Raw genomic sequence first — 14,725 nt, 5'->3', positions numbered from 1 at the left:
GTTTTGGGAGGAAAAAGCGTGATAAGGCATAGATGATCTTTATGTATTGTAGTAATCACTATAAGATGCACGGGTCTGGAAAACCTTATAGCTGTAGGGTTCTTGGAGTATCAGTATCTGATGATTATATACGTAATGGACGAATGATCGTAATCTGGGAATCGTAAAGAAACGCGATCAAGGAGGCCGATCAGGTGAAAGAGGCAAACGTCACCATGCTGAACACGAAAGTTAATCCAGTAAGAAAAAAGCGAACGGGGCCTAGCTGGCTGAGTTTAAAAAGAAACAAGTTATTGTATCTAATGATACTCCCGGGATTTTTGTATTTTGTTATTTTTAAGTACCTGCCTATGGGCGGTCTTATCATTGCATTTCAGGACTATCAGCCGTTTCTGGGCATAGCGGATAGCCCGTGGGTAGGGTTTAAGCATTTCGTCCGATTGTTTACAGAACCTACCTTCTTTATGCTATTGAGTAATACACTTATCTTGTTTGCATTAAACATTGTTATTTTCTTCCCGCTACCTATTATAGTGGCGCTGATGCTTAACGAAGTTCAGCACAAGTTATTTAAGAGCACCATTCAAACGATTATTTATATCCCCCATTTCATGTCATGGGTTATCATCGTCTCCATTTCCTATGTATTTATGAATGTGGATGGAGGGGTGCTGAATGAGATGTTGGCGGCCTTTGGGATGCAGAAGATCAGCTTTTTGACTTCTCCCGAGTGGTTGCGTACCGTGTATATCGGACAGATCATTTGGAAAGAAATTGGTTGGTCAACCATTATTTATTTGGCAGCCATTACCGTAGTGGATACGCAGTTATATGAAGCAGCTGAGATGGATGGAGCGGCAAGATTGCGCAAAACATGGCATATCACCCTGCCGGCGATTCGTCCAATCATTATTACCTTGCTTATTCTGAAGATTGGCCACACGCTGGATCTGGGCTTTGAGCATATGTACTTGCTGATCAATTCCTTGAACCGCGAAGTTGGAGAAATTTTCGATACCTATATCTATACAGCTGGTTTAAAGAACGGACAATTGAGTTTCAGTACCACAGTAGGTCTGTTCAAGGGTGTGGTTGGCTTGATTCTCGTTATGCTGTCGAACAAGTTAGCTAAAAAAATCGGCGAAGATGGTGTTTATTAGGCTTCACAGTATGCTGAATTCTTACCTCTGCCTTAAGGGCAGAGGTGGAAGATACAACAACAAATACATTAGTAAAAGGGGTAATGTTGATGAATCGCAATTACAAAAAAATTGCAGCCTTAATGTTGTGTAGCGGGTTAGTACTCACTGCATGCGGAGGAGGCAATAACGCGAAGGAGTCAAATTCTTCAAATGGGGAAACGAATTCAACTGCTAAAACAACTGCTGCACCTGCAGATGTGCTAGATGCTAAAGCAAAGATTAGCTGGCTGAACATTTTACAAACGTCTACAACACCAACGGGTCCTATTCTGGAAAAAATTGAAGAATTAACGAATACAGAGATTGAATTCTCATGGATTCCGGATCCTTCCAAAGAAGAACGTATTAATACTTCGTTAGCATCGAATTCCCTAGCGGACATCGTTACCCTGACTATTCTTGATAACTCTTCTGTACGTAATGCACTGAAGGCCGGTATGTTCTGGGAAGTAAGTCCTTATCTTGATGAGTTCCCGAATTTGGCTAAAATTTCACAGGATACACGTACATCGGCATCGATTGCAGGTAAGCTGTACGGGGTTCCTTTCCAGAAGTCCTTGGCTAGAAACGGCGTTGTTATCCGTAAAGATTGGCTGGATAAGCTTGGACTGCAGGTTCCAAAAACAACAGATGAGTTGATGGAAGTTGCGAAAGCGTTTACCGAAAAAGACCCTGATGGTAATGGCAAGAAGGATACCACAGGCTTCATGGACCGCAGCGATCTTGTATATGGAGCATTTAAGACGTTGGGCTCATACTTTGGAACACCGAACTATTGGAGCGTTGACGATGCGGGTAAAATGACACCTGAGTTCGATACAGAGGCTTATGTTAAAACCATGGATTATATGAAGACTCTTTATGATGGTGGGTATATCAATCAGGATTTTGCTGTGACGGCTAAAACAGATCAGCAGCAGAATTTTGCGCAAGGAAAGGCTGGAATTTATGTGGGTGCCTTGTTTGACAGCAAGAACCTGCTAAATCTGTCTAAGGGCATACAGGATGGCATGGATTTGGTTATGGTTAACGATATCACTTCCACTGGCAATGAAGCAGATCGTGCCATCTGGGCTGGTAATAACGGAATTGGGGGACTGCTGTCTTTCCCGAAATCCGAAGTTAAGGATGAAAATGAATTAAGACGGATCCTGAAATTTGTTAATGATCTTATGAATGAAGATGTCTATGGCTTGATGACCTACGGTATTAAGGATGTTCACTACACAATTGATGGAGAACAAGCGGTTACGATTAAGGATACGGATCTCTGGAAGCAAGAAGTTCAGCCATTTTCGGCATCTCGTCCATTAGAGAATGGGTTCATTATCCATGATGCTGATCCACTCAAAGTTGAAGCTGATAAGCTGATCGTTGAGAATGCTAAATATGCTGTACTGAATCCTGCTTACTCTCTGGAATCTGAGACCTATTCTACTCAAGGATCTGAATTGCAGAAGATTATGACAGATGCCACTTATAAATATATTCTTGGCAAAATTGATTTGAACGGATTTAAAGCTGAGGTTGAAAAGTGGAAGAAATCCGGCGGCAGCAAAATCATTACTGAATATGAAGCTGCTTATAAAGCTGTAAATCCTTAAGAAGTACTACAGACTATATTCTAAGAAAATAGTAGATGGGTCCTAAATGGGGAGGCTGCGTTTAGGACCATATCTATTCAAACAGGAGGAAAAAATGAAAGACAACAATGCACTTAGGAGTATGGGCTGGGGTGTTCGAATGGCAGATTCGATTATGGAGCGAACGCCAAGATTATATGAGGATAACGGATATCATGGAAAATGGTCTTATGATTATGGAGTCATCTTGAAGGGTTTTGAGCTGCTGTGGAGACAGACCGGGCAGGTTAAATATTATCAATTCATCAAAGATAATATGGATTATTTTATTGAGGAAGACGGCTCTGTGAAGGGGTATCGCCTGAGCGAACATAATATTGATCACTTAAATAACGGGAAGATCCTGTTTGTGCTCCATAAAGAAACTGGGTTAGCGAAATATAAAATGGCAGCAGATTTATTAAGAAAGCAGATAACAACGCATCCTCGAACCTCGGAAGGTGCGTTTTGGCATAAGAATGTATATCCTTATCAGATTTGGCTGGATGGCTTGTATATGGGCTCTCCTTTCTATCTGGAGTATTTACTTGAGTATGAAGGCGGCAAGGGTCTGGACGATGTGACCCGGCAATTTATTCTGTGCGAGCGTCATACCAAGGATACTGAGACGGGTCTCCTGTTTCACGCATGGGATGAAAAGCGGGTACAGCCGTGGTGCGATCCTGAAACGGGGTTGTCTCCGAACTTTTGGGGGCGTTCGCTGGGCTGGTATGTGATGGCGCTAGTGGATGTACTCGGAATGCTCCCTAAGGAACACGCGGATTACGAGATCTTGGCACGTATTCTGACAGATACGCTGACAGCGCTTCGTCAGGTTCAGGATGCTGATGCCGGAGTCTGGTATCAGGTTGTAAACATGGGCGGCCGTAAAGGCAATTATTTGGAGGCTTCTGCCTCAAGTATGATCACCTATGCAATGGCTAAGGGCATTCGGATTGGTGTACTGGATGCTAGTTGGTTCGAGACACTTGACCGTGCTTATCAAGGCCTTATTACTGAATTTGTGCTGGAAACCAAAAATGGCTGGGTTAACCTGAATAAAAACTGCCAGGTCGCTGGACTCGGTGGTGAAGACCGGAGAGATGGTACTTACACCTATTATATCAGTGAACCGATTGTTACCAATGATCAGAAGGGGCTTGGCGCATTCCTCCTGGCTTGCGGAGAATATGAATATTTGCAGCGTCCTGCCGTGACGAAAGGGAGCGAGTGAAGCGCATGTCTATCTACAATATAAATGACTACGGAGCACATCCTAATAGTGCAGAGCCTTCAACGGAAGCGATAGCCCGTGCCATTCATGCGGCAAGCGAGGCAGGGGGAGGAACAGTTTATGTTCCTTCCGGGCACTATCAGACAGGCGCTATCTTCATGAAAAGCAATATTGAGCTGAAGCTTAGCCCTGGAGCTGAGCTTAGCTTCAGCTCTAATCCTAACGATTATCCGGTGGTGGATTCCCGTTGGGAGGGTGTGAAACAGAATGTCCATGCTTCATGTATTTTTGGAATAAATCTAGAGAATGTATCGGTTACAGGTGCAGGCAAGCTGGATGGAAGGGGCGCACCTTGGTGGGATAAACATCGGAATTCTCCTGATTCACTGCTGTATCCTCGCCCGAAGCTTATCAGCTTCGACAACTGCCGTAGAGTCACGCTCAGAGATCTGACACTCGTGAACTCCCCAAGCTGGACTGTGAATCCTATCTGTTGCCATGATGTTACGATTGATAATCTGTCGATCTATAATCCGGCGGATTCGCCTAATACAGACGGCATTGACCCAGAATCCTGTGTGAATGTCCGCATCAGCAACTGCAATATCGATGTGGGTGATGACTGCATCGCCATTAAAGCAGGGACGGAGGATACGAAGGAGCGGGTTGCGTGTGAGAATATCACGATAACTAACTGCACGATGATTCATGGTCACGGCGGTGTGGTGCTGGGAAGCGAAATGAGCGGAGATATCCGTAATATCGTGATCAGCAATTGCGTGTTCAAGCAGACAGACCGCGGAATTCGGCTGAAGTCCAGACGCGGGCGCGGAGGTGTTGTCGAAGATATTCGTGTCAGTAATATCGTGATGGAGGACGTGATCTGTCCGTTTATTCTTAATCTTTATTATTTCTGCGGACCACGTGGTAAGGACAAATACGTATGGGACAAGAATCCTTATCCGGTGACGGAGGAGACCCCCTGCTTCCGACGGATTCATTTTGCTAATATTACTGCTCGGAATGTTCATGCTGCTGCAGGTTTTCTTTACGGCCTTGCGGAGCAATACATTTCAGAAATTACCTTTTCCGATATTGATATTTCCATGGCAGAGAATGCAATCCCTGGTCGTCCAGCCATGATGTCAGGAATCCAGGATATGAACAACCGTGGGTTCTATCTTGGCAACGTAAGAGATATCCGCTTCCGCCAAGTGACGATCGAGAATCATGAGGGACCGGCTTTTTATATTGAAAATGGAGAAACGGTAGATATCACCGGTTGCCAATCGAGAAACACCCGTAAAGTGGAAGAATTAGTACAGCAGGTGACCGTTATCCCGTCACAGGAAGATCTAAGTGAGCAGACAGACTGATAATTGAACAGGATAGACTGCAGATTTGCTTAGGGTGAAGGGTGCGGATGTATGGAAATAGGAAGGAGTATGAAGATGATTACAGATAATATTCAGACTGGAATTATTCACAATCCCATATTAAAAGGCTTCAATCCTGACCCTTGTATTGTAAGAGCGGGGGAGATGTATTATATTGCTGTTTCTTCTTTTGAATGGCTGCCCGGTGTAAGGGTGTATCAATCAGCGGACTTAGCAGACTGGGAGCATTGCACAGATATTCTGACTCATCAGGTGGATCTGCGGGGAAATCCGAAAAATTGCAGTATCTGGGCTCCACAGCTTAGCTATTATGACGGTTTGTTTTATCTGATTTATACCGATGTTAAGAGCACTAAAAGGCCTTTTAAAGATTGTCATAACTATCTGATTACTGCGGGGGATATTGAGGGACCTTGGTCTGACCCGGTATACCTGAATAGCAGCGGGTTTGATCCATCTCTGTACCATGATGAGGATGGGCGCAAATGGCTGCTGAATGAGCTGTGGGATTACCGGATTACGGAAGGCAACAAGTCCTGCGGAATTGTAATTCAGGAGTACGATCCAGAGCAATGCCAATTAATAGGTGAACCTGTGAAAATCTTTGATTGCACGCCGCTGAAGAAGACGGAAGCGCCGCATATTTACAAGCGGGGAGGTTATTACTACTTAATTACGGCAGAAGGCGGCACTGGATCGGGGCATGCCGTAACCGTAGCGCGCTCCAAGGCGCTACTTGGACCGTATGAGGTGGATCCGCTCAATCCGATGTTGACCTCACGGGATAATCCCGAGCTGCCGCTTCAATGTGCCGGCCATGGAAGTCTGGTAGAGACACCAGAAGGTGAATGGTATATGGCCCATTTGTGTACCCGACCCCTGGAAGGCGAATACGCCATACTGGGGAGAGAGACTGCCGTTCAGCAGGTGCACTGGAATGAGGAGGGCTGGTTAAGACTAACCTCAGGCGGAAATGCGCCACAGCTCAAGGTACCAGCACCTAAAGGAACGAAGGTCCTGAAACAAGTGCGGACGCTTGAATTCGAGGATGATTTTAACGGCCCGGAATTGAAAAAGAACTGGAATACACTGCGGATTCCTAGGAATGAAAGCTGGTGTTCCCTTGCTGAAAGACCGGGCTGGTTAAGAATCAGGGCCGGGGAATCCGTGCAGAGTCTGTTTGAGCATCATATTCTGGCTATTCGCCAGACGGATATAAGCTTCCGCGCCGAAACAGCGCTTGAATATGAACCGAATACTTATCTGCAGATGGCAGGACTACTGTTATACCTGAATGAAGATAACTATCTTTATGCGTATATCAGCCATGAAGAAGGACGTGGCAAGGTGCTGCGGTTAATGCGCTGTCAGCGGGATGAATTCACTGCGGAGCCTGTAATGATTGAACTAAATGCAGGGGAGACACTGCGGATCGCGGTTGAGGTGCAGGAAGTGACTGGGCAATTTGTTTATCTTAAGGGTGACGATACGGAGTGGAAGCCACTTGGCGATCCGCAGAATATCAGCTTTTTATCGGGAGGCTTCACTGGGAACTTTGTTGGCATTGCGGCGCATGATATGCAGCAGTTCGGTGGCAGCAGTGCTGATTTCGCATATTTCCGTTATCAGGGCAAGGAATAATACACACGGCTTTACTAAGGAAGGGGTTGCTCTGAGGACAGGGCCCCCTTCTTATTCCAATAGATATTAGGAGGTCTTGTATGAAGAAAAAATGGTTATCTGGGGCGCTGGTCGCGAGTCTTCTTGCAACATGTATGCCATTTGGTGGTGTCGAGGCCGCTTCTTTGGAAGCGCTTCCTGCCTTTCCGGGTGCGGAAGGTGGCGGCAAATATGTAACCGGCGGAAGAGCTCAACCTGTGTATGAAGTGACGACGTTGGCTGATTATGGTATCAAGGAAACTCCGATCCCCGGCTCCTTCCGCGATGCGGTAAGTCAAAGTAATCGGACCATTGTTTTTCGAGTGGGGGGAACCATCCATCTGAAGGAATCCCTCAAGATTACCGGCTCAAATCTGACGATTGCCGGGCAAACGGCTCCAGGTGACGGAATTACAATTGCCGACTACACAACCTCTGTTGAAGCTGACAATATTATTATGCGCTATATGCGTTTCCGGTTAGGCGACCGGGTAGCTAGTGAAGATGATGCTTTTGGATCAAGGTACCATAAGGATCTCATTATCGATCATAGCTCATTCAGCTGGTCGGTGGATGAAGTGGTCAGTCTGTATGACAACGAGAATACTACCGTACAATGGTCGATATCCGCTGAAAGTATGCTGATGACGACTCACCAGAAGGGACGTCACGGCTACGGAGGAATCTGGGGTGGGAAAAATGCCAGTTTCCTTCACAATCTGATTGCTCATAGCACCAGCCGCAACCCCCGTTTGCCGACGGTGACCAAATTGGTGGACCTGACGGAAATGTCTAATAACGTTATCTATAACTGGGGATTCGCTTCGACCTATGGTGGGGGAGCAGAAGATTATCGATATAATATCACTAACAATTATTATAAAAATGGTCCAAACACCTACACCAGTGTAAAAAATCAATTGTTTGGGGAAGTGTCTCCAGAAACCCGGTTGTTTATAGATGGGAACATCATGGATGGTAATCCGAAGGTTACCGAAGACAACTGGAAGGGTGTGCAAAAGTATTCGAATATCTCTAAGCTTGCGGAGCCGGCAAAGATGCCTAACCCATATACGGCAGTGTCGGCGGAGGAAGCCTACGCAAATGTAATGGCTGATGCTGGTGCCACTTTGCCAAGACGTGATGCTTACGATGCGCGTGTCATTAATGATGTGAAGAATCGCACTGGACAGCATATTAATTCACCTATTGAAATAGGCGGTTACCCAGACTATACAGAGACAGCTTCCAATGTAATCGACATGGATCATGACGGTATGGATGATAGCTGGGAGATTGCTAATGGACTAGATCCTACCGATCCTGAGGATGGCAAGAAGTCGACGTTATCTTCGGAGGGATATACAAATTTAGAAGTGTATTTGAATGATCTCATTGTGTTAGGGAAATCAGGGAATGAGCATACGGACAATCCTGTAACCGCTATCAATTATCCTGTGAATAACCAAATCATAGAGTCAGGCAGCGAGGTGAATGTTACAGCTTCTGCCAGTGATAGCGATGGTATTGCTAAGGTGGAATTTATCGTTAATGGTGTGAAGCAAGACGAAGCTACCACAGCACCTTATAGTTTCAATTGGAACAATGTGCAGGATGGTACCTATTATCTTGTTGTTCAGGCTATAGACAATAAAGGGCTTAAGACACAATCCGATAACGTAGCTATACATGTCAACACCTCTGGATCCGTTCTTCCGTGGACTTCAGTGGATGTTGGTGGTCCAGGGATAGCGGGAGTGACTACACTTCATCCAGATAGCGGGAAAATTACGCTCAAATCGGCTGGACTTATCGGAGCTACATCGGAGAGCGAAACTGCTGTTGATAACTTTCAGTTTGCTTATCAAACCCTGACAGGCAATGGTGAAATTATTGCTAGAATCGACTCCGTAACGGGAACTGATGATTATGCCAAAGCAGGTGTCATGATTCGTGATAATCTCAATGACAATTCTAAAATGACGATGCTGGCAATCCCTTATGTCAAATATGGCAAGAAGGGAGTTATGATTACCCGCTCCACCACAGGAGCCAAGGTGGTAAAAACAGAACCGGACAGTTTCATCAATACACCTTATTGGGTGAAGCTGGTTCGTCTTGGTAACGAAGTGACAGGTCTGGTATCGCCGGATAAAGTAACATGGAGCAAGGTAGGCACGGTGAAGCTTGACCTGAATGATACGGTTTATTTTGGTCTTGCAGCCGATGCTGCTAAGGTAGATAACGAGGTTAATCGTTATAATGCGTCTGTCTTCAGTGAGGTGGAGCTGAAACCGCTTAGTGATCAGTTTCCTGCTGCACCCCGTGGACTTACAGCCACAGCCGGTGAAGAGAAAGTGAAGTTGAATTGGGAGGACGTTGCTTCTGCCAAGTCGTATAGTGTTAAACGTAGCGAGGTTTCCGGCGGTCCCTACAAAACGATTAATACTGAAATTAAAGATAGCTTGTATACTGATTCCGGACTCAGCTCCGGAAAAACTTATTATTACGTGGTCAGCGCGGTGAATGAGCTTGGTGAAAGCTTTGATTCCGATGAGGCCAGCGCTACAGCTGAAGGTGAAGCAGGTAATGTCTATTATGTGGATGAAGACTTCGAGCAGGTTGCCGTAGGTGTGACACCAGAGTATTATGATGTAACTCCAAATCCACAGACTGAAATTCAAAAGGTTATTGTATCTCCCACACCGTCTGACAGTAAAGGGAATACGTCAGATCAAGTGTTGAATGTGTTCGATGGTGCGAACGGCAGCGTGCAGTTTATCCGTAAATTTGCGCCAATTACAGGTGCACTGGTTATTGACACTGACTTTATGTTTGCGACAGAATCGGGAACCTCGGTGTTCCTGCAGGCCCAGAGTACAGATGGAAGCAAAACGGCATTCTCCATTGAGAGCAGAAAGCCAACGCTTCCTGAAGCTACAGGTAAATATACGCTAACCATGAGCAGGGGGAGCAGCCAGTATCATCAACTGATGAGCTCTTATTCCCTAAAACAATGGTACAACCTGAAGCTAAAGGTGGATGTGAACAACGATAAAGTGGATGTATATATCGATGATCAGCCTGCTGGCTCTTTTCCGTTCACAACCACGAATTTCGCCAGCTACGGCATTGGGCGTATCTTGTCCAAGACACCGGGCGGCGGCTCAGGAAATTATTACTTAGACAATTTAAAGATCTATGTTGAGCCCATTGAAACACCGCTTGGACTGACTGGGCTTCCAGGAAACCAAGCAGCCCAGCTATCATGGCCTGCTCTTGAAGGCGCAACTTCCTACAATGTTAAGAGAAGTCTTAAGAGCGGGGGGCCTTATGAGACTATTGCCAATGCTATTACAGAGACATCATATATTGATAATGAAGTTACCAACGAAACTACCTATTATTATGTTATCTCGGCGACGGCGCCCACTGGTGAATCGGGAAATTCCAATGAAATTAGTATTACCCCATCCGCTTTGGCGGTGAAATTGCCTGCGCCAGAATCGTTTGCGGCTGTAAGTCGGAATGCACAACTGGATCTCAGTTGGAAAGCTGTGGAGAATGCAGCCAGCTACAGCATCAAGAAGTGGAATGAGACTTCAGGTAGCTATGAACTCGTGGCAAAAGAAATCACCGGCACAACTTACCGCGTCGGAGGTTTGGCCAACGGGCAAACCTACCGTTACGTCGTAGCTGCAACAAATGTGGCCGGGGAGGGAAAAGAATCAGCGCCTGTTGAAGCTACTCCGGAATCTCCTTTGGGAACACCTGTCGTTTCCACGGAAGCTGGTGACAGTGTAATGAAACTAAGCTGGCCAGCGATTGAGGAGGCGAGCCAGTACATTGTCAAACGTGCCTCATCGGCGAATGGTCCTTATGAAGTGCTCGGGTCTGATTTATCAGACACAAGCTTTACTGATGCTGGGCTCGTAAACGGAACACCGTATTATTACAAAGTCAAAGCAATAAGCGGTACCCGTAGTAGTCTAGATTCAGCTGCTACCCCAGCGGTTCCATACAAGAATTCCGGCCAGCCGCAGGCTCCACAAGGAGTTAGCGTTGAGCCTGGCAACACTGATATCCATCTGACTTGGAATGTAGCTGATGGAGCTAGCAGCTATCAAATTCTACGCTCGGAGAGCGGTGGCAGCTATGCGGTCGTGGCCGACGGCATCGAAGCAACAGATTATACCGATAAAGGCTTGAGCAACGGGACTGCCTATCAATATGCGGTAATCGCCATCGGTGATAAGGGTGCCAGTGTTCCATCCGAGGTGGTCAAGGGAATTCCAGCTCCTGTCATTATTGTTGCTCAGAATGGGACAGGAGATTATAAAACGATTAATGACGCTATTCAAGCAGCACCTGATAATAGTGCCCTAACCACGATTATTAAAGTGAAGAACGGCACGTATAAGGAGAAGGTGCTTGTACCTTCTAGTAAGATGAATATTAGTATCATCGGTGAGAGCCGGGAAGGTACCGTACTTATTAACGGTGACTCCGCGAAAACCATTGGCTCAGATGGTAAAGAAATGGGCACCAGCGGTAGCTATACATTAAAGGTTGCGGCAACTGATTTCACACTGGAGAACATGACGGTTGAGAACAGTGCTGGGCGGGATGCCGGTCAGGCAGTCGCTTTATATGCTGAAGGAGACCGGGGAGTGTACAGAAATGTTAAACTTCTTGGATATCAGGATACCCTGTTCGCAGACAAGGGAAGAGCTTATTTCGTCGACAGCCATATTGAAGGTACAGTGGACTTTATCTTTGGTAATTCCGCTGCTGTATTCGAGAATAATGTGATTCAAAGTGCGGGTGCTGGTTATGTTACTGCGCCTTCCACGGCAACGGGTAAGCCTGGTTATGTGTTCATCAATAATCGACTAACTGCCAGTGAGGGCGTTGCTGCTGGAACCGTTGATTTGGGCCGGCCATGGAGAGAATATGGCAGCTCTACCTTCATTAACACGGAGATGGGAGCTCATATTCGTGCTACTGGCTGGCATGAATGGTATGAAGGTCGTTCCAAAACTGCACGGTTCTCTGAGTTTTTAAGTTACGGAGAGGGGGCTAATGCAGCTTCACGTTACAGCTGGTCCAAACAATTAACAGCAGAAGAGGCAGCTGCCTATACGATTGAAGCTGTGCTTGGTGGAAGTGATGGCTGGAATCCACAGCAATCCAAGATCTTAGTGGATCAAGAGCAGATACCTGCGGTACAAGTCTCTTCAATTACTGTAACGGGTAAAGATGGAATTAGCAGCATTGAGTCGAAGGGCGGTGCCTTGCAGCTGCAAGCCTCTGTGCTTCCAGAGAATGCGACGAATCCTAAAGTTATCTGGACGGTAACTGAAGCAGATGGGATAACCTCTACGGATAAAGCGGTTATTAATGAGAAGGGCTTGCTGACAGCTAGAAAGAACGGTAGCGTACAAGTAACTGCGCGAGCTCTAGATGGAAGTGGAGTATCCGGAAGCCTAGAGATTAATATCAGCGGACAAGATGAGATTGCCCGTAATCTGCCCGCTGCAACGCTGAACGGACCGGTCACAGTGGTGGCAGGACAGGATTTCACTTACCGTGTAGGGCTTACAAATGTTACTACCTCCGTCTACAAGGAAGTGTATGCTGTAGACTTTACCATGGCATATGACGTATCTGGTGTGGAATTCATATCCGCTCAGACCTTGCCAGACGGATTCAGCATCACTCATATTAATGAGGACAGTCCAGGTCTAATAACAGTTAGTGTAGCTGGAACGGAGGCAGGAAATATCCTGACCGATGATGCGGAATTCTTAGAAATCATCTTCAAAGCGAAGAAGACAAATCGTGAAATCGCCGTGCCGCTTGGATTTATTTCTTTCCGAGGATCCAACACAGATGTTGATTTTGACATCCTGCATGAGGCACAATCGGTTGTTCATGTCATTCCTATATCCGTCATGGAGATAAAAGTCTCCTCCAAAGATAATGTGAGCGAAATCAAGTCAGGGCAAACCCTGCAAATGGCAGCTGTAATCCTGCCGGACCATGCATCCGATCCAGCAGTGACCTGGTCAGTAGTGAATGAGGATGGATCAGCTACTGAGCGAGCAACTATTACGGATACCGGCTTGCTCACTGCAATTGCAGCAGGCAAAGTAACGGTGAGAGCGACAGCTAAAGATGACTCCGGTGTTGTAGGTACGATGTCCATTGAGATTAAGGCAGAATCGCAGGTTTCAGAATCGGGCGGTACTTCATCTTCAACGACAGTCAAACCAGTGAAACAACCGGAACCAACTGTGAACGCAGATGGAGTTACTCTTTCCGTGACAGCGGATGTGAATGGTAAAGCTATTGCAGAGGTATCCTCGACGATTCTGCAACAAGCAATTGGCTCAATGCAGAATGGAGTATTGAGAATCACAGTGAAGCCATCCTCTGCCAGCTCGGTGGTTGAACTGACCTTGCCAGCTCGTGAGTTGGCTGGAGCGGGAGCAAAAGCAATTCAACTTTTGGAAATAGACATGGGATTGTCTACGTTCCGAATAAATGCTGACCTGCTTCTTGCGATGGCAGGATCTGACGCCGCAAGCGTTAAGCTTGTAGTTGGCAAAGTTGACGCGAAGACACTGTCGCTTCAGACGGATGTCGGGGATATTTATGAGTTTAAGTTCTTTGTTGATGGCAAACAGTTTGACAGCTTTGGGCGTGGACTGAAGGTTGAACGGGATTACAAACCAAAGACAACTTCAGGTGTAGAACAAATAGTAGCCTACCAAATCCGTGAAGACGGGACTGTAGAGGTGGTTAGAAACTCCCAGTTTAATCCGACAACTGGCAAGATCATCTTCAGACCAGACAATTCCAGCAGATTCGCAGTAGGATATGCGGAAAATTCCTTTAAGGATATCGCTGGACTAGGGTGGGCACAAAATAGCATTCAAGCCCTTGCCGCCAGAGATATTCTGAATGGCACCGGAGATCATAACTTCGGGCCACAGCTGAATGTAACTCGGGCGCAGTTCCTGAAGATGCTGATGCTTGCACTAGAGCTGGAGGAAGGTAGTGCGGCAAGTACATTTAAGGATATTTCGCTGGATGCTTGGTACTACAGCTCCGTTGCTGCTGCTCAGAAGCTAGGAATTATTCAGGGCAGATCTGATGGAACCTTCGGTGCTAATGAAACAATTAGCCGTGAGGAAATGGCGTTGATGGCTTATCGTGCAGCACAACTCGCCAAACTTACGGTCGTGGGAGTGGACCAGCCAGTGAGTTTCAATGATGCCGCTGACGTTTCATCCTACGCTCGTGAGGCTGTACAATTCATGAGCGGAGCAAAGATTATTCAAGGTGTAGGCAAAGATAACTTTGCACCTAAAGCCAATACAACTCGTGCTCAGGCAGCTGTTATTGTCTATCGATTGTTCCAGCTAAATCCTTAAATTTCAAGTTGACACCCTGTGTGATTTATCATATTATGATTGGAGTTGTTATAAGTAAATAAACCAAACTCTATCCAGTGGATGGAGTGGCGGAATTTTGTCAAAGATGTATTCTTTGGTTTCAATCGCCCCTTGTCATTTCGATGACAAGGGGCTTTATTATGTTAATGAG

The 14,725-nt window shown here is 46.1% G+C and carries 6 protein-coding genes; all 6 read left to right on the top strand.

The features are described 5' to 3' along the window. Positions 1-194 precede the first annotated feature (194 nt). The 6 genes from MKZ16_RS27780 (at position 195) to MKZ16_RS27755 (ending at position 14,553) form a co-directional block, all read left to right on the top strand. Positions 195-1,160 carry an ABC transporter permease subunit gene (locus MKZ16_RS27780; RefSeq protein WP_038573247.1) on the top strand — a complete coding sequence of 322 codons (966 nt, stop codon included), beginning with the start codon at positions 195-197 and terminating at the stop codon, positions 1,158-1,160. A gap of 89 nt (positions 1,161-1,249) precedes the next feature. Continuing rightward, positions 1,250-2,806, top strand: a complete 1,557-nt coding sequence (locus MKZ16_RS27775) for an extracellular solute-binding protein (RefSeq protein WP_076104878.1) — start codon at positions 1,250-1,252, stop codon at positions 2,804-2,806. Positions 2,807-2,900: 94 nt separating this feature from the next. Next, positions 2,901-4,058 (top strand): glycoside hydrolase family 88 protein, encoded by a 1,158-nt coding sequence (locus tag MKZ16_RS27770; protein WP_076104879.1) that lies wholly within the window; start codon positions 2,901-2,903, stop codon positions 4,056-4,058. A 5-nt stretch (positions 4,059-4,063) separates the two neighbouring features. Beyond that, positions 4,064-5,434, top strand: coding sequence for a glycoside hydrolase family 28 protein (locus tag MKZ16_RS27765; RefSeq protein WP_076104880.1), 1,371 nt, complete (start codon positions 4,064-4,066; stop codon positions 5,432-5,434). Positions 5,435-5,509: 75 nt separating this feature from the next. Beyond that, positions 5,510-7,096 carry a glycoside hydrolase family 43 protein gene (locus tag MKZ16_RS27760; protein WP_076104881.1) on the top strand — a complete coding sequence of 529 codons (1,587 nt, stop codon included), beginning with the start codon at positions 5,510-5,512 and terminating at the stop codon, positions 7,094-7,096. Between the two features lie 80 nt (positions 7,097-7,176). Next, positions 7,177-14,553, top strand: a complete 7,377-nt coding sequence (locus MKZ16_RS27755; protein WP_076104882.1) for a pectinesterase family protein — start codon at positions 7,177-7,179, stop codon at positions 14,551-14,553. Positions 14,554-14,725 lie beyond the last annotated feature (172 nt).

Origin of the sequence: Paenibacillus sp. FSL R5-0928 (genome assembly GCF_037970385.1) — a bacterium.
In the GTDB taxonomy this organism is placed as follows: domain Bacteria; phylum Bacillota; class Bacilli; order Paenibacillales; family Paenibacillaceae; genus Paenibacillus_AQ; species Paenibacillus_AQ odorifer.
The sequence above is the reverse complement of the archived record's forward strand: the minus strand, read 5'-3'. Positions and strand labels throughout refer to the sequence as shown.